The organism is Pseudomonas sp. SWRI68, assembly GCF_014269165.1.
Classification (GTDB): domain Bacteria; phylum Pseudomonadota; class Gammaproteobacteria; order Pseudomonadales; family Pseudomonadaceae; genus Aquipseudomonas; species Aquipseudomonas capeferrum.
This window is the reverse complement of record NZ_JABWRU010000010.1, coordinates 136,999-161,927: the sequence shown is the minus strand read 5'-3', so window position 1 is coordinate 161,927 and position 24,929 is coordinate 136,999. Positions and strand designations below refer to the sequence as shown.

Here is a 24,929-nt window from a genome sequence, read left to right as displayed (position 1 = left end):
TCGCCATGTCTGCTGCTGACAAATCAACCTGTACCGATATCCAACCCGCACTGCAGGTGGCCGATGCCGAGGCACTGCGCTGGGATGAGCACTGTGATGTGCTGGTGATTGGCTGGGGCGCTGCGGGTGCCTGCGCAGCCCTTGAAGCGCGCGCCCAGGGCGCTGATGTACTGGTCGCCGACCGCTTCACCGGCGGCGGCGCCAGCGCCAGGAGTGGCGGTGTAGTCTATGCCGGCGGTGGCACTCGCCAGCAGCGTGCTGCGGGTTTTGACGACACGCCCGAGGCGATGTTCGCCTACCTCAAGCACGAGACCCAGGGCGTGGTGGCGGACGCCACCTTGCAGCGCTTTTGCCAGGACAGCGCCAGCAACCTGGCGTGGCTGGAGCACCAGGGTGCGCCTTACGACCACCGCATGCCGCCCGGTGGCAAGACTTCGTACCCACCCGATGGCTGTTTTCTGTATTACTCCGGTAATGAGACGGTGCCTTCGCACTGCGGTGATTTGCCACCCGCCCCGCGTGGCCACCGTACCGTGGGCAAGGGGCAGTGCGGCGCGGTGCTGTATTCGCACCTGAAGGCTGCATGTTTGCGCGAGGGTGTGCGCGCCCAGGTGCAGGCTGCGGCCCGGCGCCTGGTGGTCGATGGCAGCGGCTGTGTGCTGGGCGCGGAGCTCTGGTGCCTGCCTGCTGGCAGCGAAGAGGCGCGGCTGCACGGCAAATGGGCAGCACGTGCCGAGCGTCTGCAAAACTTCGCACCGCGCTACTGCGACACGTTGCGCAAGCGCCTGCACCACCTCGAGCGCACCTTTGCCAGGCCACGGCTGGTGCGGGCCAGGCGGGGCGTGGTGTTGAGCACCGGTGGGTTCATTTTCAACCGCGAACTGATCAGCCAGCATGCGCCGAAGTTTCGTCGCAACTTCAAGGTAGGTGCCACCGGCTGCGACGGCAGTGGCTTGCGCCTTGGGCTAAGTGTCGGTGCCGTGGCCGATCGCCTGGCGCGGGTTTCTGCCTGGCGCTTCATCAACCCGCCGCTGTGCTGGCCCAAGGGCATCGTGGTCAACACCCTGGGCCGGCGCTTCGTCAACGAAGAGGTCTACGGCGCCACCCTGGGCCAGCCGCTGTGCGAAGAGCAGGGGGGCAAGGCATGGCTGGTGCTCGACGCCCGCTTGCGCAAGCAGTCCATCAAGCAAGCGCTGTTCTCCGGTTACTGGTGGTTCCAGAGCTTGCCAGCACTGGTGCTGATGCTGTTGCAGGCGCGCAAGGGCCAGAGCATCGAGCAACTGGCGCAGGCCACCGGCATGCGCAGCGATGAACTGCGCAATGCACTGCAGGCCTACAACGCCGCAGCCCGCGGCGATGCCAGCGACCCTTTCGGCAAGTCTGCGCAAAGCCGGCAAGTGCTCGACCAGGGGCCGTTCTATGCCTGCGACATCTCGGTGGGCAACCCGCTGTTTCCGCTGGGCGCGCTGACCCTCGGCGGCCTCAAGGTCGATGAGCACAACGGCGCCGTGCTTGATGGGCAAGGGCAGGCCATCGCAGGCCTGTTCGCGGCGGGCCGTACGGCAATCGGTATCCCTTCGCATTTGTACGTCAGCGGCTTGTCGCTGGCCGATTGTGTGTTTTCCGGACGGCGTGCGGGGCAGGCGGCGGCCGCTGCCGTGGCGCGCAGCGCAGTCCACAGCCGTGAGCCGCTGATATGAGCCTGAATTACCTGACCCTGCGCGTCACGCGCGTAATTGAAGAAACCGCTGACAGCCGTTCGCTGGAGTTCGAACTCCCTGAAGCGCAAGCCGCGCATTTTCGCTACCGGCCTGGGCAATTTCTGACCTTGCGTGTGCCCTGCGGTGACGGCTGGTTACCGCGCTGCTACTCGCTGTCCAGCACCCCACTGCTTGATGAGCCGCTGCGGGTGACCATCAAGCGGGTTCGCGACGGGCGCGCCTCGAACTGGCTGTGCGATGCCGTGCAAGCCGGCGATAGCCTGCAGGTGCTGGCCCCGGCCGGTGTCTTCGTGCCGCCGCAGCTGGACACCGACCTGCTGCTGTTCGGTGCCGGCAGCGGGGTAACGCCGATGCTGTCGATCCTGCGCTCGGCGTTGTTGGCCGGTAGCGGGCGGATCTTGCTGGTTTATGCCAACCGCGATGAAGCCTCGGTGATCTTTCGCGAACAGCTCAAGCTGCTGGCGTGCGCCCACCCGCAGCGCTTGCAGGTGATCCACTGGCTGGACTCGGTGCAAGGCATACCGTCGGCCAGCCAGCTGGCCGAGCTGGCACGCCCGTTTGCCCATGCCGAAGCCTTTATCTGTGGGCCCGGGCCGTTCATGGATGCGACGGTCAGCGCATTGCAGGCCCTCGGTATGCCGGCGGCCAAGGTGCATGTGGAGCGTTTTGTCTCGTTGCCCGAAGAGGGGGCGGTTGCCGTGCCTGTCGTCGTCGACACCGCGCACCCCACCAGCCTGCTTTCGGTACGCCTGGACGGTGAGGAGTTCGAGGTGCCGTGCGCCGAGGGCGAGACCTTGCTCGATGCCATGCGCCGTGCGGGCCTGAGGCCGCCCAGTTCGTGCCTGGTCGGCGCTTGCGCCACCTGCATGTGCACCGTTGAAAGCGGCGCCGTCGAGATGCTGCGCAACGACGCGCTGGAACCCCACGAAATTGACCAGGGCTGGACGCTGGCGTGCCAGTCGCTGGCCCGCAGTGAGCATCTGCGCGTGCTCTTCCCCGAATAACCCGACTGCCGAGTCCGTGACCATGACAGCATGTTCCGTTTCCCCAGGCACCCTGAATACCTGGGACCCGTTGCCCCTATCGATCCCCGCTCTGATGTTCGCCAGTGCCGAGCGTTACGCCGGCCGGGCGGCGATCGAGGAGCAGGGTGTTGTTACCGATTACCGTGACCTGCCCGCGCTGGCCCTGCAGGTGTGCCGCAGCTTGATGGCCCTGGGCATCGAAGCGGGCGACCGCGTGGCCATCTGGGCGCCCAACTGCCGCGACTGGGTGATCGCCGCGCTTGGCGTGCATTGCGCCGGCGCGGTGCTGGTCCCGATCAACACGCGTATGAAAGGCGCCGAGGCGGCCGACATCCTGCTGCGCAGCGAGGCCCGTGTGTTGCTGATGCAAGGGCAGTTTCTGGGTGTGGACTACCCGGCAATGCTGCAGCCACTGTGCCCCGTGAGCCTGCAGCAGCGGGTGTTGCTGGGGGCAGCGCAGGCCTGTGCGGGCGTAGACCTGGACTGGCCGGCGTTCATTGCCAAAGGCGCTGCGGTCAGTGACTTGCAGGCGCGCCAGCGTGCGGCGGGGGTCGGCCCACGGGACTTGTCCGACCTGTTGTTCACCTCCGGCACCACCGGCAAACCCAAGGGCGTGATGAGCGCCCATGGGCAAACCCTGCGCGCCTTTCACCAGTACGTGAAGGTCATCGGCCTGCAGCCAGGCGACCGCTACCTGATCATCAACCCGTTTTTCCATGCTTTTGGCTACAAGGCCGGCTGGCTGACCTGCCTGCTGGCCGGCGCCACCATCCTGCCGCATGCCGTGTTCGATGCCGAAGCGGTGTTTCAGCGCATTGCCGCCGAGCGCATCAGCGTACTGCCCGGGCCACCGACTCTGTACCTGTCGATGCTGGCGCACCCGCGCCTGGCCCAGACCGACCTGTCGAGCCTGCGCATTGCCGTCACCGGCTCGTCGACCATACCGCCGGTGCTGATCGAGCGCATGCGCCATGAGCTCGGCGTGGCCGTGGTGACCACTGCCTACGGCCTGACCGAATGCGGCGGGTTGGCCACCATCTGCAACCCTGATGACCCGGCAGAAGTGATCGCGGGCACCAGCGGCCGGGCGATCGAGGACACCCAAGTGAGCATCCGCTCGGGGCGCAACGAACCGGTGTCCGCCGGCGAATCGGGGGAGATCTGCCTGCGCGGCTTCCATGTGATGCGCGGCTACTTCAACGACCCCGAGGCCACCGCGCAGGCCATCGACGCTGACGGCTGGCTGCACACCGGTGATATCGGCCACCTCGACGCCAATGGCAACCTGAAGATCACCGACCGGCTCAAGGACATGTTCATCGTCGGGGGCTTCAACTGTTACCCGGCAGAGATCGAGGCTGGCCTGATCGAACACCCGGCCATTGCCCAGGTGGCGGTCATCGGCGTGGCAGATGAGCGCATGGGGGAGGTGGGCTGCGCCTGTGTGGTGCTGCGCCAGGGCCAGCAGCTGGACGCGCCGTCACTCATCGCCTGGGCGCGGGAGCGCATGGCCAACTACAAAGTGCCGCGGCATGTGCGCTTCTTCCAGGCATTGCCGGTCAATGCATCGAACAAAGTGGTCAAGGGTGAGCTGCGCGACGCAGTGGGTGCCTGAAACGGCAAGGGCGGCGTTGCGCCGCCCTTGCCGTGGGCTTCAACGCCCTTCGAAACGTGCCGGGCGTTTCTCGATGAACGCCCGCATGCCTTCTTGCTGGTCGCGCGAGGCAAACAGCAGGGCATTGGCCTTGCGCTCCAGGGCAAGGCCGGCTTCCAGCGGCGCGTCCATCCCGGCCAGAATCACTTCTTTTATCTGCTCGGCCGCCAAGGGTGGCATCGCGGCGATCACCTCGGCCAGCTTCAGCGCCTGCGCCAGCACCTGGTCATCCTCCACCACCTCGCTGACCAGCCCTGCCACCCAGGCCTCTTCGGCTGTGATCGGCTGCCCGGTCAGCGCCATGCGCATGGCCTTGACCTTGCCCACCGCGCGCACCAGGCGCTGGGTACCGCCGATGCCGGGCATGATGCCGATGCGAATCTCGGGCTGACAAAACCGCGCACTGCGCCCGGCAACGATGATGTCGGCCAGCATCGCCAGCTCGCAGCCACCGCCGTAGGCATAACCACACACCGCTGCAATCACAGGCTTCGGGCAATGCTGGATCGGTGCCCAGACGCGCTCGGTATGGCGCTGGTAGATGTCGATCGGCCCCACCCCCGCCAGGCTGTTGATGTCGCCACCGGCGGCGAACACCGTGTCGCCGCCGGTCAACACGATGCAGCGCACCTCGCTGTTGTTGGCCAGCTCGCTGAAGTACTGCGACAGCAATGCCTGCAACGCCAGGCTCAGGGCATTGGTGGCGTGCGGGCGGTTGAGCCGCACCAGGGCGACGCCTTGGGCCGGGTACTCCAGCAGTACCGGCGCGTTCAGTGAGTCAGACATGGTCAACCTCAGGCAGAAGGCGCCAGCGGGCGGGCGCCGTTGCGCGGATTGTTGCGATCACGCCCCCGGTTTTCATCGTCCGTTCAGACGACGAGGGCGGCGCACATTGCCCTTAGAGTGAAGCTCAATACAGGCTGAGGAATGCGCCATGAGCAGTCACGCGGGGCTGGATTACACAGGCAAGGTGGTGTTGGTCACCGGGGGTACCAAAGGCATCGGCGCAGGCATTGCCCGCAGCTTTCTGGCGGCCGGCGCCAAGGTGGTCGTGTGTGGCCGCACAGCGCCCGAGCAATTGCCCCGCGTGGGGCACGCCCAGGCCGATTTCATCGCCGCCGACGTGCGCGACCTGGCCGCGCTGCAAGGCCTGTTCGACACCCTGCGCAAGGACTACGGGCGCCTGGATGTGCTGATCAACAACGCCGGCGGCAGCCCGTCGGCAGAGGCCGCCAGTGCCTCGCCACGGTTTCATGAGGGGGTGATCCGCCTCAACCTGATTGCCCCGTTGAACGTTGCCCAGCAGGCCAACTTGTTGATGCAGGCGCAGGCCGACGGCGGCTGCATCGTCTTCATCGGCAGCATCAGCGGCTTGCGCGCCTCCCCAGGCACGGCCGCCTACGGTGCCGCCAAGGCCGGTGTATTGGCCTTGGTGCAGTCGCTGGCTGCGGAATGGGCACCCAAGGTGCGCGTGGTGGCGGTCAGCCCGGGCCTGGTACGCACCGAGCTTGCCCACCTGCATTACGGCGACGATGCCGGTATCGCGGCGGTCAGTGCCGGCATCCCGGCGGGGCGCATGGCCTCGCCCGAAGATATCGGCAACGCCTGCTTGTACATCGCATCCCCCCTGGCCGGTTACGCCAGCGGTTGCAACCTGTTGCTGCACGGGGGCGGCGAGCGCCCGGCTTATCTCGGCGTGGCGCAGGTCGCGCCGCACTGATCGACCCACGTCGGCGTTGCAGTCGTGGGCGCCGCTTAGAACACGCAGGAGACGAACTTGGCTGATCCACAATTGCTATCCGAAGTGCGCGCCCTGATCGGCCGCCAATACGGGCGTGTCAATGCCTGGGACGAGGTCAACGCGCCGATGATTCGCCAGTGGTGCGAAGTCATCGGCCTGGACAACCCGCTCTACACCGACCCTGTGGCTGCAGCCAACAGCTGCAACGACGGCATTGTCGCACCGCCGCCCATGCTGCAGATCTGGTGCATGGAAGGCTTCCATATCAACAACTATGCCCCAGGGTCGACTGCCGAAAACCCTTACGAGGTGCTCGGCCTGATCGAGCGTTATGGCTACCCCTCGGTGGTGGCGGTGAACTCCGAGCTGACCTTCGAGCGCAACCTGCGCCTGGGCGAGAAGCTCTACTACACCACGCGCCTGGAATCGGTCGGCGATGAGAAAACCACCGGCCTGGGCACCGGTTTTTTTGTCACCTTGATCATGGACTACTACGCACAACAGGCCAGCGGTGACGAGAAAGTCGGCGAACTGCTGTTCCGGGTGTTCAAGTTCCGCCCAGCCCAGGCGCACACCCCCGACAAGCCAGCCCAACCGGAGCCGGTGCTGGCCAAGCGGCCGAAGCCTGGGGTCAGCGATGACACCCGGTACTTCTGGGACGGCTGCAAGCAAGGCCAGTTGCTGATCCAGCGTTGTACCCAGTGCGCGACCTTGCGCCACCCGCCAGCGCCGGTCTGTATCGCCTGTCACAGCTTCGAATGGGACACCCTGGCGGCCAGCGGCAAGGGGCAGCTGTATTCCTTCGTGGTCATGCACTACCCCGAAGTGGCGCCGTTCGACCACCCCAACCCGATCGGTCTGATCGAGTTGGACGAAGGCGTGCGCCTGATCGCCGGCCTGGTTGGGGTCGCACGTGAAGACCTGCGCATCGGTCAGCGAGTGCAGGTCGAGTTCCAGACCTTCGACGACGACTTGGCGTTGCCGTTGTTCCGGCCACTGGCAGAGTAGGGGGCAGCATGGATTTCGAACTCAATGAAGACCAGCGCGCCATTGCCGAAATGGCAGGCAGCCTGATGAGCGATTACTGCACCGACGAGTGCCTGCGCGACTGGGACCTGTCGGGGCAGCCCTACATGCAAGCGCTGTGGGCGAGCTGTGTCGAAACCGGCCTGCACGCACTGGCCATCCCGGAGGCTGCCGGCGGCAGTGGCTTGGGCATGACCGAGTTGATCCAGGTGCTCGATGCCCAGGGCGGTGCCTTGGCGCAGGTGCCGCTGTGGCGCCATCAGCTGGCGGCGGCCACCCTGGCTGAATTCGGCGGTGCGGCCCTGGCGCCTTGGGTAGCGCAAGCGGCGACGGCCAGCAGTTTGCTGAGCCTGACCCTCGACGGCCTGACCAATGTGCGCGGTATAGAGCTGCTGGCGACGGCCGACGGGCCTGACTGGCAGCTGAGCGGGCGCGTTGCAGCGCTGCCACTGGCCGAACAATCGGCGGCAGCGCTGTTGCCGGCGCGGGTGCTGGGGCAGCCGCGGCTGGTGCTGCTGGACCTGTCTCAAGCCGGTGTCTGCAAGGTGCCGGGGGTGATGACCCATGGCGAAGCGCACGCTGAAGTACACCTGCAGGGCGTGCGCATCAGCGCCAGCCAGGTGCTGCCTGAAGCGGCCCTGGGCTGGCTGGCGCCGCGTGCGATTGCTGCATTGGCCGCGTTGCAACTGGGCGTCAGCGCCGAGCAGGTGCACCGCACGGTGGCCTACATCAGCGAGCGCCAGCAGTTCGACCGCGCCATTGGCAGCTTTCAGGCAGTGCAAATGAGCATGGCCGACACCCATGTGCAACTGGAGGTGCTGCGCAGCGCGCTCTGGCAGCTGTGCTACCGCCTCGACGCGGGCCTGCCGGCCCCCAGCGAGGCCTTGGCCACGGCGTACCTGGCGTGTGAGGCCGGGCACCGTATCGGCCACACCGCACAACACGTGCATGGCGGCATCGGGGTTGACCTGACGTACCCGATTCACCGGTTCCTGTACTGGAGCCGCGCCCTGAGCAGTGCTTTGGGAGGGTCGTCGGCGATCCTGGAGCAGCTTGGCGACTGGCTGAACGAAAACGACACCTTGGGATGGAAATATGACCTCGAAGAACACCAAGCGCTTTGACGACGTGCAGCCCGGCGAACGACTGCCGGAGCTGACGATCCCGATCACCGTCGGCCTGATTGCCGGCGGGGCGATTGCCACCCGTGACTACTTCCCGGGCCATCACGACCTGGAGGCGGCCCAGGCGCTGGGCTCACCGCATATTTTCATGAACATCCTCACCACCAATGGCCTGGTGCAACGCTTCATCGAGCAATGGACCGGCCCCGAAGTGCAGTTTCGTGCCCTGAAAATCAAGTTGGGGGCACCGAACTACCCCGGGGACAGCATGACCTTCAGTGGTGAAGTGACGCATCAGGATGCCGCGACGCGCAGCCTGGAAGTGACCCTCCGGGGCAAGAACTCCATGGGCAATCACGTGACCGGCACGGTCGCGCTGGTTCTGCCTTAATTCGCGGGGACAACACAGATGATGCATTCGTCGATTTCCGGGCGCGCCGCCATTGTCGGCTTGGGCGCGACCGAGTTTTCCAAGCACTCCGGGCGCACCGAGCTGCGCCTTGCCATGGAAGCCACATTGGCCGCGCTCAAGGACGCGGGTATCGACCCCGGCGAAGTGGAGGGTTTCAGCTCCTACTCGGTGGACAAGGTGCCCGAGTACGAGATTGCACGCTTGCTGGGCTGCAAGGACGTCAAGTTCTTCTCCCAGGTGCCGCACGGCGGCGGTGCGGCATGCGGGCCGGTGATGCACGCGGCGATGGCCGTGGCCACCGGTGTGGCCAAGGTGGTGGTGGTGTACCGGGCGATGAACGAGCGCTCCTGGTACCGCTTTGGCACCGGCAACTATGGCTTCGCCTCGACGCCGACCTTCGAGAACGTCAATTACGGCTGGTACATGCCGCATGGCTTCCATACCCCGGCGGCTTGGGTGGGGATGTTCGCGCAACGCTACATGCACACTTACGGCGCCACCTCCGAAGACTTCGGCCGGGTGGCGGTGGCCGTGCGCGATTTTGCCGCCAGCAACCCCCAGGCGTTCTTCTACGGCAAGCCGATTACCCTGGAAGAGCATCAGGCCTCGCGCTGGATCTGCGAGCCCTTGCACCTGCTCGATTGCTGCCAGGAGTCCGATGGGGCGGTGGCGATGGTCATCACCTCGGCCGAGCGTGCCCGTGATCTGAAGCAAAAACCGGTGATCATCAAGGCCGGCGCCCAGGGCATCAGTGCCGGCCAGCAAGTCATGACCTCGTACTACCGCGACGACATTACCGGCCTGCCCGAGATGGGCGTGGTTGCCAAGGCGCTGTACGGCCAGTCGGGGCTGGGCCCGGACGCGTTTCAGACGGCGATCATCTATGACCACTTCACCCCCTTCGTGCTGCCGCAACTGGAAGAGTTCGGCTTTGTCGAACGCGGGGAGGCGAAGGCGTTCATCCGCGCCGGCCACCATGCCCGTGGTGGCAAGCTGCCGATCAATACCCATGGCGGCCAGTTGGGCGAGGCCTACATCCACGGCATGAACGGCATCGCCGAAGCGGTACGCCAGGTGCGCGGTACGGCCGTGAACCAGGTGGCCGATGTAGAAAACGTGCTGGTCACCGCCGGTACCGGCGTGCCCACCAGCGGCCTGATTCTCGGCGCGGTTTGAGGAGTGCCCCCATGTTCGTCGACCTTACCCCCGAGCAGCGAGCGCTGCGCCTGAAGGTTCGGGATTATTTCCAGAACCTGATGACCCCCGAACTGCGCCAGCAGATGCGCGGCACCGAAGGCGGCGAGCTGTTTCGCCGCACCATCGCCCAGATCGGCCGTGACGGCTGGCTCGCCGTAGGCTGGCCAAAAGCCTATGGCGGCCAGGGCTACGCGGCCACCGAGCAGTTGATCTTCTTCGAAGAGGCCAATATTGCCGGTGCGCCGCTGCCGTTCGTGACCATCAGCACGGTCGGGCCGGCCTTGATGGCCCATGGCTCGGCGCTGCAGAAAGAGAAGTTTCTGCCCGGTATCGCCGCCGGTGAAATCAACTTTGCCATCGGTTATTCCGAAGCCAGCGCCGGCAGCGACCTGGCGGTGCTGAAAACCAGCGCACGTGAAGATGCCGAGGGTTTTCTGGTCAATGGCAGCAAGCTTTGGACATCCGGCGCCGACTCGGCCGATTACATCTGGCTGGCCGCCCGTACCGACCCCGAACGGCCGCGCCACAGGGGCATATCGATCCTGATTCTGGACACCCAGGCCGAGGGTTTTTCCAGCACGTTGATCCCGACCTCGGGGAACCCCACGGCGGCCACGTATTACGATAACGTACGGGTCCCCCGGGAGATGCTGGTGGGCGAGCTGCACGGTGGCTGGAAGCTGATCACCGCGCAGCTCAATCACGAGCGCCTGGGCCTGGGCGCCTGGTCAGACAAAGTGGTCAGCCTGTTCAGCCGGGTGTACCTGTGGGCGCGTTGCGCCGACGAGCAGGGCCAGCGTGCCACCGACCATGCCTGGGTACGGCGTGATCTGGCAGAGTGCTATGCCAGGCTTGAGGCCATGCGCCTGATCAACTTCCGCATCGCCGCCGACCTTGAGCGCGACCGGGTTGATGTCGCGCTCGCGTCGACAACCAAGGTTTATGGCTCGGAGTCGGCGATCGAGATCCTGCGCAAGTTGTCGGCCATCGTCGGTGCCAGTGGCTTGACCCGGGCAGGCTCAGCAGCCGCCTACCTGCTGGGTGAGCTGGAGTATGAAGTGCGGGCTTCGGTGAACCTGACCTTTGGTGGTGGCACCAATGAAATCCAGCGCGAGTTGATCGCCCAGTTTGGACTGGGCATGCCACGCGCGCAGCGTTGAACCACCGCCAGATGAATAACAATAACGTCCCTGCAAGGTGAACGAATGAGCGCAATCGAGCAATTCAGGCAAGCGACGCGTGACTGGCTGGAGGCCAACTGCCCCGCGTCGCTGCGCACGCCTACCCCCGACGGGGAGATCGTCTGGGGCGGCCGTCAAGTGGACTTCCCAAGCGACGATGCCCGCGTGTGGTTCGAGCGCATGCGCGACAAAGGTTGGTTTTGCCCACAATGGCCCGTCGAGTACGGCGGCGCAGGCCTGGGTGCCGAGTACAACGCCGTGCTCGAAAGCGAACTGCGCAGGCTCAAGTGCCGGCCGCCGCAAATCAACCTGGGTATCTGGATGCTCGGCCCGGTGCTGCTGGAATTTGCCAGCGAGGCACAGAAGCAGGCACTGCTGCCGCCGATGTGCCGCGGCGAAGTGCGCTGGTGCCAGGGCTTTTCCGAACCCAATGCCGGCTCCGACCTTGCCAGCCTGAAAACCTCGGCCATCGCCGAGGGCGATGACTTCGTGATCAATGGCACCAAGATCTGGACCTCCTACGGTGACAAATCTGACTGGATGTATGCGCTGGTGCGCACCGACCCCAAGGCGCCGAAGCACCAGGGCATCAGCCTGATCGTGCTGGACATGACAAGCCCCGGGGTCAGCGTAGCGCCGATCGACCTGATCAGCGGCAAGTCGGCGTTCTGCCAGGTGTTCTTCGACAATGTCCGGGTTCCGCGAAGCCAGCTGATCGGCCCGCTCAACGGCGGATGGGACCTGGGCAAGCGCTTGTTGCAGCACGAGCGCAAGGCCATGTCCAAGTTCGGCGAGTTCAGCCTGCCGACGCATTTCCACCTGCTGCCGCTGATCGAGCAATACCTGCCCGCCAGCCAGGCACCCGCCGACCAGGCGTTGCGCGCCCGTGCCCAGGCCTGTGCGATGAACGAGCACGCCTACAACCTGACCGTGCAGCGCATGGGCGAGGAGGGGCGGGCCGGCAGGGACACCAGCGCGCTGATGGCAATCATGAAGCTGGTGCATACCGAGCAGGAGCGCGACAAGTTCGAGGTGCTGCTCGACGCCCTCGGCTATCGCGCGCTGGGTATTGCCGATGAGCCGTTCAGTGCCCAGGAACTGGCGATTACCCGCGGCTGGCTCAACAGCTATGCCTTGACCATCTCTGGCGGCTCGTCGGAAGTGCAGTTGAATGTGATCGCCAAGCGGGTCTTGAACCTGCCAAGCGCCTAAGGGGAGTTTGACCATGAGTCTGGTGTATAGCGATGAGCAACGCCTGTTGGCCGACAGTGCCCATGAGTTTCTGGCGGCGCGCAGCCCGGTAGCGGCGCAGCGCCAGCTGCGAGACCTGGCACAGCTGCCGGGGTATGACCGGCAGGTGTGGCAAGAGGCTGTTGGCCTGGGTTGGACTGGCATACCGTTTCCCGAGGCCCTGGGTGGGCTGGATTTTGGTTGCATGGGCCTGGGGCCGATTTTCGAAGCCATTGGCAAGAACCTCTCGGCGTCGCCGTTGTTGTCCAGCGTGGTGCTGGGGGGGTCGCTGCTGCACTTGGTGGGCTCACCTGCGCAGCAGGACCCGTGGCTGACGGCGCTGATCAGCGGTGAGCGGCGCCTGGCCCTGGCGCTGGATGAAAAGCCACGGCACGACCCGGCCCACACCGCACTGGCGGCGACGGCCGTGCCGGGCGGTTACCGCCTGGATGGCGACAAGTATTTCGTGATTGACGGCCTTGGCGCGGATGCCTACCTGGTGGCGGCCCGTACGGCCGGGCAGGCTGGGGAAGAGCAGGGGATCAGCCTGTTCCTGGTGCCAGCCGACACGCCGGGGCTGCAGGCCAATGCGCTGTCGTTGATCGATTCACGCAATTGCGCGTGGCTGCGCCTGAATGCCGTGCACCTTGGCGAGGATGCCTTGCTCGGCAGCGCAGGCGCGGCCTGGGCAGCGCTGGACGAAGCCCTCGACCGCGGCCGGGTGTGCCTGGCGGCAGAAATGCTCGGCGCTGCCGAGCAGCTGTTTGCCATGACCCTGGAATACCTCAAGACCCGCGTGCAGTTCGATGTGCCGATCGGTTCGTTCCAGGCCCTGCAGCACCGGGCGGCACGCTTGTACGTGGAGTTGCAGCTGGCCCGCAGCGCGGTGATGGCCGGGTTGTCGGCACTGGATGACGGCACGCTGAGCGCCAGCGAACGTGGCCGCCTGGTCAGCCTGGCCAAATGGAAGGCCGGTGAAACCGCGGCGCAGGTCAGCAATGAAACGGTGCAGATGCATGGCGGCATCGGCGTCACCGACGAGCTGGACGTCGGCCTGTACCTCAAGCGCATTCGGGTGGCTCAGGCCTGCCTGGGTGACAGTGACTTTCAGTGCGCGCGCTATGGCGCCCTCAAGTCTTTGGAGAAGTGAACAATGAACCTGCAACAGTGGCGTACCACCTGGCAGCAGTTGATTGGCCCAGGCTCGCCGTACGAGGTGGTGTCTGCGGCCGAGGGTGGGGTACGGTATTTTCGCAATGCGGCCGCGAACCTGCTTGAGGCCATCGATATTGGCCGTGCGCACGGCGAGCGTGAGTTTCTGGTATGGGAGCAGCAGCGCCTGACCTTCACTGCGTTCTTTGACCAGGCCGACCGGCTGGCCGCGCAACTGGTGCAGCGCTTTGCGGTGCGCCCAGGTGATCGGGTAGCCATCGCCATGCGCAACCAGCCGGCGTGGCTGGTGGCGTTCGTCGCCATCCAGCGCTGTGGGGCGGTGTGTGTACCGCTCAACAGCTGGGGGCTGCGTGACGAGTTGTTCCATGGCCTGCAGGACAGCGGCGCCCAGGTGCTGGTGTGCGACGAACAGCGCCAGCAGCTGCTGGCAGGCGACCTGCTCGAAGAGCGGCTACTCAGTATTGTGGTCGGCATGCCGCCAGGGCAACCGCTGCCAGCCAACTGCCAGCGTTTCGAGGCGCTGATCGAGGCCCCCGCGCTGAGCTTGCCAGCGATCACCATCGCCCCGGATGACCCTGCGCTGATCCTCTACACCTCTGGTACCACGAGCCGCGCCAAAGGTGTGCTTTCCAGTCACCGGGCCATTTGCCAGGCATTGGCAGCGCTGGAGTTTCAGGCCGCGTTCTGCGCCATGAGCTCGCCCGAGCGGATCAAGGCGGTGATCGCCAGCGGCCTGGCGCCGACCAACCTGATGGCGGTGCCGTTGTTTCATGTCAGTGGGTTGCATGCGCAGTTCTTGCTGGCGCTGCGCAGTGGCCGGCGCTTGTTGCTGATGTACAAGTGGGACGTGGAAAAAGCCTTCGACCTGATCCGCGACGAGCGTTGCACCCAGTTCAATGGCGCGCCGGTGATGATGCAGCAGTTGCTCGGCTCGCCGCGCTTCGACAGCCGTGACAGCGACAGCTTGTACGGCCTTGGCCTGGGCGGTGCGGCGGCGTCCGGCCGGCTGCTGTCGCACATCACCAAGTGCAAGCCCCTGGCCATCAGCGGCAGTGGCTACGGCCTGACCGAAAGCAATGGCATCTGCGCGGCGGTGGGCGGCGATCAGTTCGTCTACAAACCTGACTCGGTCGGCTGGCCGCTGCCGATCGTCGATGTGTGCATCGGCCCCCACCCGACGTCGCCGCTGCCGCCGGGCCAGACGGGGCTGATCTGGTTGCGCTCGCCGACCTTGATGACGGCCTACTGGCAGTTGCCGCAGACCAGCGCCGAGACGCTGCAGGACGGCTGGTTGGACACCGGCGATATTGGCCATCTGGACGAGGAGGGCTTCCTGTTCATCACCGACCGGGCCAAGGACATGATCAACCGCGCCGGCGAGATGATTTCTGCCAGTGAAGTGGAGTCCTGTATCTGCGAGATGCCTGGGGTGCTTGAAGCGGCCGCCTTTGCGGTAGCCGACGAGGCTTTGGGTGAGCGCCTGGCGCTGGTCGTGCGCAGCGAGCTGCAGCCACCGCCCTCCAGCGAGCAGGTGTGCACTTTCATTGGCCAGCGCCTGGCAGCCTACAAGGTCCCGGCAGAGGTCCATACGGCGTACACCCCGTTGCCGCGTAATGCGTCGGGCAAACTGGTCAAGGCGCAGGTCAGGCAATTGGTGGTCGGCGCGTGACTGTGTAGTCTTTCCGGACGATGTTCTCCCCAGCAGATCAGGAACAATGGAGTACCCCAGTAGTCCTGGTCTGCGAAGGAGCCACCCGATGAAAATAACAAAAGGCGTGATGTTCGTAGCTTCATTAGCTGTCAATGTCGGCCTGCAAGGCAACGCACTTGCGCAAGTTTCGCCCGAAGAAGCGGCGAAGCTCGGTAAGGAACTCACCTGTGTCGGTGCAGAAAAAGCCGGCAACGCCGAAGGTACCATCCCGCCCTACACCGGTAAGTACCTGGGAGAAGTGCCGGGCTGGAACCATGTGAAATTCTCCGGTGATCAACCGGTGGACCCCTACGCGAACGAGCAGCCGATCCTGGTGATCACGGCGCAGAACATGAGCCAGTACGAAAGCCACCTGACCGAAGGGCAGAAGGCATTGCTCAAGCGTTACCCCACCACCTACAAGATGAACATCTACCCAGGCCATCGCGACTTCCGCTACCCGGACTACGTCTGCGAGCGGGTCAAGTACAACGCCTTGAATGCCAAGCTGGTCGACGACGGCATGGGCATCGAAGGCCTCGGCCAGGTGCCGTTCCCGATCCCCAGGAACGGGCTGGAGCTGCTGTGGAATCACCAACTTCCGGCGCGTGCCTATACCGAAGAAAAGATCAGCGACCTGGCGTCGGTACTGCCCAACGGCAGCATCGGCTGGGGGCGTGCCCATGCGCGAAACATGTCGCAGGCCAACTCACCGACGGTCGAGCCCAAGACCGAGGACTCGGTCCAGGCGATGAGCTGGAACACCACCTTGAAGCCTGCCCGGGACAATGGTGTGGTAAGCATCTCGCATGAGCCCTACAACTTCCTCGCCAACCCGCGCCAGGCCTGGAGCTACAGCCCTTCGACGCGGCGCGTGCGGCAGTTGCCCGGGTACGGTTACGACCAACCGATGATCGGTACCAACGGCACCATGACCGTGGATGAAGACCGCCTGTACAACGGCTCGCCCGAACGCTACAACTGGAAGCTGATCGGCAAGCGCGAGATCTACGTACCCGCCAACGCGTACAAGCCCAACGCCGGCGATGTGAAATACGCAAACTTGCTGACCCCTAACCACCCCAACCCGGACTACATGCGCTATGAGTTGCGTCGGGTGTGGGTGCTGGAGGCAACCTTGAAAGAAGGCTATCGCCATGTGTATGGCAAGCGCGTGCTGTTCATCGACGAGGACACCTGGAACTCGGTGCTTTCGGACAACTACGACAGCCGTGGCGCATTGTGGAAGCATGCGATGGTCAACTACTACTACCACCCGGACATGAGCGCCTGGCAAGCGGGTTCGCAGTTCTTCATGGACCTGAACTCGGGCCAGTACACCGGCTACGGCATGACCAACGAAGCGAAGAAGGGGCCGGTCCTCAACGAAGCCAAGTTCACCCCGGACATGTACACCGCTGATGCGGCGCGGGCGATGGGGCGTTAACGGGGCCTGCACCGGTTACATTTGGGGCCGCTTTGCGGCCCTTTCCCGTCCTGCACCTCAAGCTCAATCATCAAGGTTTGATCGACATGCAAAAACGTGATGATTGACTCAACCGCAGTACGTGTACCCCGAGCCTCCAAAATCCACATGCTCTGCGACGCCAACGGGATAGCGTTGCGCTTCCTACTCTCTGGCGGTCAAGCCAGACATCAATTACGCCCAGCTGCTGCTGGACGAAGTCAGCATTCCGTCAACCCAACGTGGCCGCCCGCGCAAACGCTGTAAATGGTTGCTTGCTGACACGGGCTACGACGCCGAAGCGCTACGCCGCTACTGCGACAAATATCGAATGCAACCCGTCATCCCTCTGCGCTTGATGAAGCGCAAGCCTAGTGTGGTGTTTCAGAAGTGCCAATGAAACACCACACTAACGAGATCAAGCTTCGCGCCCCGCCCGGTGACCCGCTGCAATCGCCCCTTCGATATAACCCAAGTTCTCACAATCACCAATACTGACGACTTTGAAACCGGCACGGCCCAGGGCATCGCTCAAGGTGGTATCCGGCATTGCACCGCTCGCCAGTACCACTGAATCGCCGCGCACCTCGCCCGCTTCACCCTCGGCCGTTTGATAGCGCACGCGGTTGCCTTCAATCGCCGTGACGGTAATCCCCGTCAACAGTTGCCCGCCATGTTCACGAATGCCATGCAGTACCCGCCAACGGCGCACGATGGCCAGTTCCCGGCCGAGGTGGCTCGAACTTTCCAGCACGCACACCTGGCGCCCACGCTCGATGAGGAACTCCGCCAGCTCCAGCCCCACCAGCCCACCGCCGATGATAGTCACGCGCTTGCCCAGGGGCATCCAGACATGCGAAAGCTTCTGCATGGCTTCGGTGCTGTCGGTAACGCCGATCAGGCTGCCGGCCTTCATCATGGCGCGCTGGGCCAGCGACAGTTTGCGTTTGGCGATGGCCTCGGCGCGATCTCCGGTCATCAAGCGGCGCAGCTCATCGCCACTCCACACATGGTCCTGGTCGGCGCCGGGTATGTCGGGGGCTGCGCGCTGGGCGCCGGTGGCGACGATCACCTGGTCGACCGCAAGCTCACGCAGCAGCGCTGCATCCACCGCGGTGCCAAGGCGCACCTCGATGGGCAGTTGGCGGACCTGGTGCTGCAGGTTGTCGAGCAGGCGGCCGTTTTCCGGGTAGGCGAGGGCGGCAAAGAACAAGGTACCGCCGAGGCGCTCGCCACGTTCCAGCAAGGTCACCCGGTGCCCGCGCAAGGCGGCGACACGTGCAGCTTCCAGGCCGGCCGGGCCGGCGCCGACCACCGCCACGTGCTGCACGGTGGTGGCCGGGCTGATCACCCGCTCGACCTCGTGACCGGTTTGCGGGTTGACTGCGCACTTCACACGTTCATTGATGAAGATCTGGCTGACACACACATAGCAATAGATGCACGGGCGGACAGCCTGCAGCTGGCCAGCGGCGAGTTTGTTGGGCAACTCGGGGTCGGCTAGCAGCTTGCGGCCCATGGCGATGTAGTCGCATTGGCCGGTGGCAATTGCCTGTTCGCCGACCTCCGGCTCGATGCGCCCCACCGCGATCACCGGCACATTCACACACTGCTTGATGGCTGCTGTCCACTCCAGAAACCCCGCGGGTTTCTGCACCAGCGGCGCTTGCGTGAAGGCGACGCCACTGGTGGTGGCGGCATACGCCGACACGCTGATGGCGTCCGCCCCAGAGGCCTCGGCCAGCTTCGCCACTGCCTGCGCGTCAGCCAAGGTGATACCGCCAGGGGTGTGCATTTCTTCGGCATCCAGCCGCAGCCACACACCAAAGCTGGGCCCGACCCGGGCGCGCACGGCGGCCAGCACTTGCAGCAGCAAGCGTGCGCGGTTTTCCAACACACCGCCGTACTGGTCTTCGCGGCGGTTGTAATACGGCGACAGGAACCCGGCGAGGATGTAGTTGTGCGCGGCATGCAGCTCGACGCCATCGAAACCCGCCCGCTGTGCCCGCTCGGCTGCGGCGGCGAACCATTCGACCATCTGCGCGATGTCGTCCTGGTCCATCACGCGCATTTCGATACCGCCCTTGCGCCCGCGCACGGCGCTGACAAACGAGGCCAGCTCTTCCGGGGTCAGGGCCTGCATCATGTCGGAGCTGCTGGCAGGGGGCAGCGAAGGCACCCACAACGGCCGGCCTGCAGCCATGTCGCGTATGGCGTTCTTGCCCGCGTGCTGCAGTTGCATGGCGATTTTTGCGCCGTGCTTGTGCACGCGTTCGGCCAGGCGCGCAAGGCCTGGGATGAACGCATCGGAAGAGACGCCGACCTGGTATGGTTCGGCAGTGCCGGCCGGAAACGCGATGGCACACACGCCCATGATGAGCAAGCCCGCGCCACCGGCGGCGCGGGCTTCATAGTAGGCCTGGATGCGTTCGCCGCAGTGGCCGTCGGCCTCGGCATAGTTGGAGCCCATGGGCGCCATGATCAGGCGGTTACGCAACTGCAACGGGCCTATTCGCCCAGGTGCAAGCAAGTGGGACAAGTTTGTCATTGTTATCTCAGCCCTTGGAGGTAACGAGCGTGTGCGGCAGCGACCAGGCTGTCGCTGCCGCACAGGGCTCATGCGTGGCGAAGGAAGTCCAGGCACTCGCGGTTGAACAACTCACGGTGTTCGACCTGAACCCAGTGGCCGCATCGGTTGAGCACAATAAAGCGGGCGTTGGGGGCGTTGTCGAGCACTTTCATGGCACCGCCCACTGGGTTGAAGTTGTCGTTGGTGCCCCAGAAACCGAGGATCGGCACCTGCAACTCTTCAAGGCGCTCGGTCATGTTCGGCACCATCATGGTCGAGAACAGGCAGCGCGGCTGATGCGCCGCTACCGCCACACGCTCGGCTAGCAGGCTGTCGGGCAGCTGTGAGGCATCGAACAGTTGCAGGCTCATGATCTGGCGCATTTTGTCGATGTCCAGCGGGCCTGCATTGAACAGCTCGACCATGCGCTGGATGCCGATCTTCTTGAAGTAGGTTTCACGCTCTTCGACACCGCCCGGTGCCATCAGGATCAGCTTGTCGAGCAGCGCGGGCTCGGCCAGGCCCAGGCCGATGGCAATGGCGCCGCCCAGGGAATTGCCGAGCAGGGTGCAGCGCTGGATGTCGAGGGCCTTGAGCAGGGCGGACACCGCACTGACAAAGAAGTCCAGGTCGTACTGGATGTTATCGGGTTTGTCCGAGCGACCGAAGCCGGGCAGGTCGATGACCAGGTTGCGAAAGCCGGCGGCCACGAAGTCGGGGTAGTTGCCTTTGAAGTTGCTGTAGCCACTGGCGCCTGGCCCACTGCCGTGCAACCACAGCACCACGGGGCCACTGCCTTCGTCGAGGTAGTGCAGGCGCAGGCCGTTGTCCAGGGTGACGAAGTGGCCTACGGGCAGCGGTAGGTCTTGTTCTGACATCTTCTGTTCTCCATTCATCAGGCGGTTACTGCGGTTTCAGGGGCGGCGGGCTGGGCTGCCGATTGCACCATGCGAGCGCGGTAGCGCGGCAGGGCCATGCCCAGGAATACGGTGGAAAGCATCAGCATTGATATCGACGTCGCCAGCGCATAGCGCAAGGCTTCAGTGCCCAGGGCCGGGGCGAACCAGTCGCTGAGCACGCCGATCAGCAGCGGGCCGACGCCAACCCCGAGCAAGGTCATGGCCATGACGAATATCGACGTGGCCTGGGCCAGGCGCGCGGCCGGGAACAGGTGGGTTACCGCGCCCAGGCACGGGGTTGCCCACCAGGTGCCGAAGAAGGCAAAGCCTGCATAGAACAGGAACGCAGTAGGGACCGGCGTGTTGCCCAGGTGAAACAGAATGCCGGTAGGCCAAAGGAAGTACGCCAGGCCGAACGGGATGCTGACCAGGGTGGCCAGCAACGGCACACCGATTTGCCAGCCCGCGTCGCGGCGGGCCATGCGGTCAGAGATGATGCCGCAGGCCAAGGTGCCGAAGGTGGCACCTGTGCCGCCCACCACGCCGACCAGGAACCCGGCATCCTGCAAGTTCAAACCGTGGGAGCGGATCAGAAAGCTGGGGCTCCAGGTACCGATCGCGTAACCGGCAATCGCGCTGGAAGCACCGGTCAGCAGCAGCCAGACAAACGAGGGGGTTTCCATCAGTTTGGCTACGGTGGTGGCCCAGCCTTCCTGAATCACTTCGACCTTGAGTTGCGCCTGGCTGGCGATTTTCGGCGCGCGTACCGTCAGCCACAGCAGCAGCCCGAGCAGAATGCCCGGTACGCCGATGATCAGAAACGCCGAACGCCAGCCATAGTGCTGGGCGATCCAGCCGCCGAAACCCAGGCCGAAGATTGCCCCGAAACTGGAGCCGAGCATCAGGATGGACAGCGCGGTAGAGCGGTTTTTCGCCGGGTACAGCTGCGAGATCATCGCCACCGAAGGCGCTGTGCCTCCGGCTTCGCCCACGGCTACGCCGATGCGCGCCAGCACCAGCAGCCAGAAGCTGGTGGCCAGGCCGCAGGCCATGGTCATCACGCTCCAGGCGATGCAACAGGCGGCAATCACCGGTTTTGGCCCGATGCGGTCGGAAAGCCGCCCCAGCGGGAAGCCGAACAGGGTGTAGAACACCGCGAAGGTCACGCCCGAGAGCAGGCCGATGCCGGTATCGGAGATGCCGAATTCGGCCTTGACCGGTTCGATCAGGATCGCCATCAGTTGCCGGTCGATGTAGTTGAAGATGTAAATCACGGCCAGCACGAACAGTGCGTAGTGGCTGCGCCAGGTGACGCGGATCGATGAGTTCACAACGGATGCTCCCGGTCTTGTTCTAGTAAGCAGGAGCCTCGCACTTCTTGCAGCCGCCTGCATCGTCCATTCAGACCAGCCGCGTGCCCTGCGCTGGGTAAACGACGCTGCGTAGTCTTATCGGACGATGTTGGGGTGTTGGCCAGCGTTGATGATTTGTCCCGTGCTCGACCGCCCGGCCTACCGTGCCGGCGATCGAGGTAGCCAAGGCATGCGGGAGATCAACGATGAAGTTAGCGAACAAAGTGGCCCTGATCACCGGTGCCGGGCAAGGCATGGGCCGGGCGATCGCCCAGCGCTTTGCCCAGGCCGGCGCTTGGGTGGTGGCGGCCGACATCAACCTGCAGGCTGCCCGGCAAACGGTCGAAGGCCTGGGCGAGAACGCCCTGGCATTGGCCTGCAATGTCGCCGACAGCGCCTCGGTGGTGGCGGCCATGGCGGCAATCGAAGCGCGCTTCGGGCGGCTGGACATTCTGGTCAACAACGCCGGTGTGGGCTCGGTCGACACCCTGGTCGACACCCCGGATGAGCATTGGCAGCGGGTCATCGGCGTCAATCTCACGGGCACCTTCTTGTGCAGCCGCGAAGGCGTGCGCCTGATGCACAAGCACGCCACCCAGGGCGCGCTGATCAATATTTCCAGCACGGCGGCCATGACCGGTGAAGGCCCGGGCCATTACTGCGCGGCCAAAGCCGGTGTGATGGGGCTTACCCGCAGCATGGCGCGGGAGCTGGCGGCTAGTGGCATTCGCGTCAACACCTTGGTCCCTGGGCCTACCAACACGCCAATGATGGCCGACATCCCCGAGCAGTGGCTGCAGGACATGCTCAAGGCCATCCCCCTCGGACGCATGGGCGAGACCGATGAAATTGCCCGGGCGGCGGTGTTTCTGGCCAGCGCGGACGCCAGCTTCATTACCGGTCAGAACCTCGCCGTCAACGGCGGCATGGCCTTCATTTGAACCGGGAGCAGAGCATGAGCAGACGACTGCAAGGCAAGGTGGCATTCATTACCGGCGCGGGTTCAGGGATCGGTGCTGCCACCGCCACGCGCATGGCTGAGGAAGGCGCCAAGGTGGTGCTGTGCGGGCGCACCCTGGCGCCCCTGGACGCGGTGGCCAGTGCCATTCGCGAGGCCGGCGGCCAGGCTGAATCGGCTGTGGCCGACGTCAGCGATGAACAGGCCTTTGTCGGCGCCATCGAGGCCGCTGCCAAGCGCCATGGGCGCCTGGACATTCTGGTCAACAATGCCATGGCCTACACCTGGGGCCCGATCGAGGCCACCACCCGCGCTGACTGGCACGCCAACTTCAGCACCACGGTCGACGGCACGTTCTGGGGCACACGCACGGCAATGGCGCTGATGAAGGCTCACAGCGGCGGGGCGATCGTCAATATCGCGTCGATCTGTGGCCTGTTCGGCACCCCCGGCATGGCCGGTTACTCCGCCGCCAAGGCCGCCGTGATCAACTTCAGCCGCGCGGCCGCCAGCGAGGGCGCCAGCCATGATGTGCGGTGCAACGTGGTGGTGCCAGGGGTGATCGACACCCCGGCGACGGCGGGCATGCTCGCTGATGCACGCGCACGCGCCAACACCGAGAAGCTGATCCCCCTGCGTCGGGTGGGCCTGCCCCTTGAGGTGGCCAACGCGATCGTCTTTCTGGTCAGTGACGAAGCGTCCTATATCACCGGCGCCTGCCTGCCGGTGGATGGCGGGCGCAGCTCGGAACTCTACACGGTGCTGGAGTGATGAGTATGGAGCCGAACCTGTTGTTGGCACGCATCGAGCGCCTCGAGTCGATCGAAGAGATCCGCCAGCTGGCCGCTAAGTACTCGCTGTCGCTGGACATGCGCGACCTCGACGCACACGTCAACCTGTTTGCCGAAGACATCCGCGTGGGCCGCGAGAAGGTCGGGCGTGCGCACCTCAAGGCCTGGGTCGACACCACCCTGCGTGGCCAGTTCAGCGGCACCTCGCACCACCTGGGCCAGCACCTGATCGAGCTGCTCGACGCCGACCACGCGGTGGGTGTGGTGTATTCCAAGAACGAGCACGAGACCGGCCCGGAGTGGGTCACCATGCAAATGCTCTATTGGGATGACTACGAGCGCATCGAGGGCCGCTGGTACTTTCGCCGCCGCCTGCCGTGCTACTGGTATGCCAGCGACCTGAACAAACCGCCGATCGGCGAGCGCAAGATGCGCTGGCCAGGGCGTGAGCCCTATGCCGGCACCTTCCATGACCTGTTCCCGTCCTGGGCCGAGTTCTGGGCGCATCGCCCCGACAAGGCACAGCTGCCGGACGTGGCCGCTGCGGCCCCGCTGGAACACTTTCTGGCCACCCTGCGACGCGGCGCCTCGGCGCCGAAAATTCGCGTGCGCTGAGGACCCCCGATGAGTCTTTTATTCGAACCGGTGCGCCTCGGTGAGCTGGCGCTGGCCAACCGTATCGTCATGGCCCCGATGACCCGCAGCCGTGCCACCGACCAGGCGGTACCCACGGCCGAAATGGTCGACTACTACCGCCAGCGTGCCAGTGCCGGGTTGATCATTGCCGAAGGCACCGCGCCGTCTGCCGATGGCCTGGGTTATTGCCGCACACCGGCGATCTACAACAGCGCGCAGATTGCCGGCTGGCGCAAGGTGACCAGCGCTGTGCGCGAGGCGGGCGGGCAGATGGTGTTGCAGTTGATGCATGTAGGCCGCGCGGCCAGCTGGCTGAACAAACCGGACGGGGCGCGCACGCTGGCGCCATCGGCGATACGCGCACGGACCCAGCTGTTCAGCGACAGTGCCGGCCTGGTGGACACCGATGAGCCGCAGGCCATGACACCGGAAGACATCGCCCTGGTGATCGAGCACTACCGCCGTGCGGCGTTGGATGCCCGTGAGGCGGGGTTCGAAGGGGTCGAACTGCACTGTACCAGCGGCTACCTGCCGATGCAGTTCATGGCCTCGGGCAGCAATCAACGCACCGACGGCTATGGCGGCTCGGTCGAGAACCGCGTGCGCTTCCCGGTCGAGGTGCTCAAGGCCATGAGCGCGGCCATCGGTGCCGGGCGTGTGGGGGTGCGCCTGTGCCCGGGCAACCCTTACAACGACATCAGCGACGCCGACCCGGCCGCTACCGCTGCTGCCTTGTGCCGGGCCGTCGACCCCTTGGGCCTGGCCTACCTGCACATCATGCGCTCGCCCCTGGCCGAGCTGGACGCCTTCGCCCTGGCGCGGCGCCACAGTCGCAGCGGGCTGGTTCTCAATGACGGTTTCGATGGCCCCTCGGCGGCCGCTGCCTTGGAGGCAGGGCAGGGCGTGGCGGTGTCGTTTGCCCGGCACTTCATCGGCAACCCAGACCTGGTGGCACGCCTGCGCACAGGCCTGCCGCTGGCGGGGTTCGACCGCAAGACACTTTATACGAAAGGTGCGCGAGGCTATTCGGACTACCCGAATCACGCCTGAGCGCCTGCATGAACAGCCGGTTTTTCGGAGGTAGG

The 24,929-nt window shown here is 64.9% G+C and carries 21 protein-coding genes and 1 pseudogene; 18 read left to right on the top strand and 4 right to left on the bottom strand.

What is annotated here, in order from left to right; genetic code table 11:
- Positions 1–5 precede the first annotated feature (5 nt).
- From HU770_RS16695 to HU770_RS16685, 3 genes are read left to right on the top strand one after another with little or no spacing between them, the layout of a single operon-like run.
- Positions 6–1,700 (top strand): FAD-binding protein, encoded by a 1,695-nt coding sequence (locus HU770_RS16695; RefSeq protein WP_186664373.1) that lies wholly within the window; start codon positions 6–8, stop codon positions 1,698–1,700.
- Positions 1,697–2,725, top strand: coding sequence for a ferredoxin--NADP reductase (locus HU770_RS16690; protein WP_186664371.1), 1,029 nt, complete (start codon positions 1,697–1,699; stop codon positions 2,723–2,725). The genes HU770_RS16695 and HU770_RS16690 overlap by 4 nt, the downstream gene beginning before the upstream one ends.
- 22 nt (positions 2,726–2,747) lie before the next feature.
- Positions 2,748–4,361, top strand: coding sequence for a FadD3 family acyl-CoA ligase (locus HU770_RS16685; RefSeq protein ID WP_186664369.1), 1,614 nt, complete (start codon positions 2,748–2,750; stop codon positions 4,359–4,361).
- A gap of 39 nt (positions 4,362–4,400) precedes the next feature.
- On the opposite strand, the gene HU770_RS16680 is transcribed toward HU770_RS16685, so the two are convergent.
- The gene (locus HU770_RS16680; RefSeq protein ID WP_186664367.1) at positions 4,401–5,186 is read right to left on the bottom strand and encodes an enoyl-CoA hydratase; all 786 of its coding nucleotides are present in this window, start codon (positions 5,184–5,186) and stop codon (positions 4,401–4,403) included.
- A gap of 148 nt (positions 5,187–5,334) precedes the next feature.
- Between HU770_RS16680 and HU770_RS16675 the strand changes: the two genes are divergently transcribed.
- The 11 genes and pseudogenes from HU770_RS16675 to HU770_RS16625 all read left to right on the top strand — a co-directional run.
- Positions 5,335–6,120, top strand: a complete 786-nt coding sequence (locus tag HU770_RS16675; RefSeq protein WP_186664365.1) for an SDR family oxidoreductase — start codon at positions 5,335–5,337, stop codon at positions 6,118–6,120.
- Between the two features lie 57 nt (positions 6,121–6,177).
- Entirely contained in the window at positions 6,178–7,149 is a 972-nt protein-coding gene (locus tag HU770_RS16670) for an OB-fold domain-containing protein (protein WP_186664363.1), read from the top strand.
- 8 nt (positions 7,150–7,157) lie between these two features.
- On the top strand, positions 7,158–8,291 hold the full coding sequence (locus HU770_RS16665; protein ID WP_186664361.1) for an acyl-CoA dehydrogenase family protein: 1,134 nt from the start codon (positions 7,158–7,160) through the stop codon (positions 8,289–8,291).
- Positions 8,263–8,682: a MaoC family dehydratase gene (locus HU770_RS16660; protein WP_186664359.1), complete on the top strand. Its 420-nt coding sequence runs from the start codon at positions 8,263–8,265 to the stop codon at positions 8,680–8,682. The genes HU770_RS16665 and HU770_RS16660 overlap by 29 nt, the downstream gene beginning before the upstream one ends.
- An 18-nt stretch (positions 8,683–8,700) precedes the next feature.
- Positions 8,701–9,879, top strand: coding sequence for a lipid-transfer protein (locus tag HU770_RS16655; RefSeq protein WP_186664357.1), 1,179 nt, complete (start codon positions 8,701–8,703; stop codon positions 9,877–9,879).
- Positions 9,880–9,890: 11 nt separating this feature from the next.
- Positions 9,891–11,060, top strand: a complete 1,170-nt coding sequence (locus HU770_RS16650; protein WP_186664355.1) for an acyl-CoA dehydrogenase family protein — start codon at positions 9,891–9,893, stop codon at positions 11,058–11,060.
- Between the two features lie 45 nt (positions 11,061–11,105).
- On the top strand, positions 11,106–12,293 hold the full coding sequence (locus HU770_RS16645; RefSeq protein ID WP_186664353.1) for an acyl-CoA dehydrogenase family protein: 1,188 nt from the start codon (positions 11,106–11,108) through the stop codon (positions 12,291–12,293).
- Between the two features lie 13 nt (positions 12,294–12,306).
- Entirely contained in the window at positions 12,307–13,461 is a 1,155-nt protein-coding gene (locus tag HU770_RS16640) for an acyl-CoA dehydrogenase family protein (RefSeq protein ID WP_186664351.1), read from the top strand.
- Between the two features lie 3 nt (positions 13,462–13,464).
- Entirely contained in the window at positions 13,465–15,153 is a 1,689-nt protein-coding gene (locus HU770_RS16635) for a class I adenylate-forming enzyme family protein (RefSeq protein WP_186664348.1), read from the top strand.
- 88 nt (positions 15,154–15,241) lie between these two features.
- Positions 15,242–16,621, top strand: a complete 1,380-nt coding sequence (locus tag HU770_RS16630; protein ID WP_186664346.1) for a DUF1329 domain-containing protein — start codon at positions 15,242–15,244, stop codon at positions 16,619–16,621.
- A gap of 50 nt (positions 16,622–16,671) precedes the next feature.
- Positions 16,672–17,012 (top strand): annotated as a pseudogene (locus HU770_RS16625) (transposase); the annotation flags it as partial.
- Positions 17,013–17,057: 45 nt separating this feature from the next.
- Here HU770_RS16625 and HU770_RS16620 read toward each other — a convergent pair.
- The 3 genes from HU770_RS16620 to HU770_RS16610 all read right to left on the bottom strand — a co-directional run bounded on the left by HU770_RS16620 (position 17,058) and on the right by HU770_RS16610 (position 21,438).
- A complete protein-coding gene (locus HU770_RS16620) occupies positions 17,058–19,187 on the bottom strand; it encodes an FAD-dependent oxidoreductase (protein ID WP_186664344.1) in 2,130 nt (709 codons plus the stop codon).
- 68 nt (positions 19,188–19,255) lie between these two features.
- Positions 19,256–20,086 carry an alpha/beta hydrolase gene (locus tag HU770_RS16615; RefSeq protein WP_186664342.1) on the bottom strand — a complete coding sequence of 277 codons (831 nt, stop codon included), beginning with the start codon at positions 20,084–20,086 and terminating at the stop codon, positions 19,256–19,258.
- Positions 20,087–20,103: 17 nt separating this feature from the next.
- Complete coding sequence (locus HU770_RS16610) at positions 20,104–21,438, bottom strand: MFS transporter (RefSeq protein ID WP_186664340.1); 1,335 nt, start codon at positions 21,436–21,438, stop codon at positions 20,104–20,106.
- Positions 21,439–21,665: 227 nt separating this feature from the next.
- On the opposite strand from HU770_RS16610, the gene HU770_RS16605 reads away from it, so the two are divergent.
- Genes HU770_RS16605 through HU770_RS16590 form a run of 4 tightly spaced genes read left to right on the top strand, consistent with a single transcriptional unit; the run spans position 21,666 to position 24,894 of the window.
- Positions 21,666–22,400 carry a 3-oxoacyl-ACP reductase family protein gene (locus HU770_RS16605; protein ID WP_186664338.1) on the top strand — a complete coding sequence of 245 codons (735 nt, stop codon included), beginning with the start codon at positions 21,666–21,668 and terminating at the stop codon, positions 22,398–22,400.
- 14 nt (positions 22,401–22,414) lie between these two features.
- Entirely contained in the window at positions 22,415–23,188 is a 774-nt protein-coding gene (locus HU770_RS16600) for an SDR family NAD(P)-dependent oxidoreductase (protein ID WP_186664336.1), read from the top strand.
- A gap of 5 nt (positions 23,189–23,193) precedes the next feature.
- Entirely contained in the window at positions 23,194–23,823 is a 630-nt protein-coding gene (locus HU770_RS16595) for a nuclear transport factor 2 family protein (RefSeq protein ID WP_186664456.1), read from the top strand.
- Positions 23,824–23,832: 9 nt separating this feature from the next.
- Positions 23,833–24,894, top strand: a complete 1,062-nt coding sequence (locus HU770_RS16590) for an alkene reductase (protein ID WP_186664334.1) — start codon at positions 23,833–23,835, stop codon at positions 24,892–24,894.
- Positions 24,895–24,929 lie beyond the last annotated feature (35 nt).

Coding starts and splice junctions, on each gene's coding strand:
- HU770_RS16695 (WP_186664373.1), top strand. CDS start 6: ATGTCTGCTGCTGACAAATCAACCTGTACCGATATCCAACCCGCACTG.
- HU770_RS16690 (WP_186664371.1), top strand. CDS start 1,697: ATGAGCCTGAATTACCTGACCCTGCGCGTCACGCGCGTAATTGAAGAA.
- HU770_RS16685 (WP_186664369.1), top strand. CDS start 2,748: ATGACAGCATGTTCCGTTTCCCCAGGCACCCTGAATACCTGGGACCCG.
- HU770_RS16680 (WP_186664367.1), bottom strand. CDS start 5,186: ATGTCTGACTCACTGAACGCGCCGGTACTGCTGGAGTACCCGGCCCAA.
- HU770_RS16675 (WP_186664365.1), top strand. CDS start 5,335: ATGAGCAGTCACGCGGGGCTGGATTACACAGGCAAGGTGGTGTTGGTC.
- HU770_RS16665 (WP_186664361.1), top strand. CDS start 7,158: ATGGATTTCGAACTCAATGAAGACCAGCGCGCCATTGCCGAAATGGCA.
- HU770_RS16660 (WP_186664359.1), top strand. CDS start 8,263: ATGACCTCGAAGAACACCAAGCGCTTTGACGACGTGCAGCCCGGCGAA.
- HU770_RS16655 (WP_186664357.1), top strand. CDS start 8,701: ATGATGCATTCGTCGATTTCCGGGCGCGCCGCCATTGTCGGCTTGGGC.
- HU770_RS16650 (WP_186664355.1), top strand. CDS start 9,891: ATGTTCGTCGACCTTACCCCCGAGCAGCGAGCGCTGCGCCTGAAGGTT.
- HU770_RS16645 (WP_186664353.1), top strand. CDS start 11,106: ATGAGCGCAATCGAGCAATTCAGGCAAGCGACGCGTGACTGGCTGGAG.
- HU770_RS16640 (WP_186664351.1), top strand. CDS start 12,307: ATGAGTCTGGTGTATAGCGATGAGCAACGCCTGTTGGCCGACAGTGCC.
- HU770_RS16635 (WP_186664348.1), top strand. CDS start 13,465: ATGAACCTGCAACAGTGGCGTACCACCTGGCAGCAGTTGATTGGCCCA.
- HU770_RS16630 (WP_186664346.1), top strand. CDS start 15,242: ATGAAAATAACAAAAGGCGTGATGTTCGTAGCTTCATTAGCTGTCAAT.
- HU770_RS16620 (WP_186664344.1), bottom strand. CDS start 19,187: ATGACAAACTTGTCCCACTTGCTTGCACCTGGGCGAATAGGCCCGTTG.
- HU770_RS16615 (WP_186664342.1), bottom strand. CDS start 20,086: ATGTCAGAACAAGACCTACCGCTGCCCGTAGGCCACTTCGTCACCCTG.
- HU770_RS16605 (WP_186664338.1), top strand. CDS start 21,666: ATGAAGTTAGCGAACAAAGTGGCCCTGATCACCGGTGCCGGGCAAGGC.
- HU770_RS16600 (WP_186664336.1), top strand. CDS start 22,415: ATGAGCAGACGACTGCAAGGCAAGGTGGCATTCATTACCGGCGCGGGT.
- HU770_RS16595 (WP_186664456.1), top strand. CDS start 23,194: ATGGAGCCGAACCTGTTGTTGGCACGCATCGAGCGCCTCGAGTCGATC.
- HU770_RS16590 (WP_186664334.1), top strand. CDS start 23,833: ATGAGTCTTTTATTCGAACCGGTGCGCCTCGGTGAGCTGGCGCTGGCC.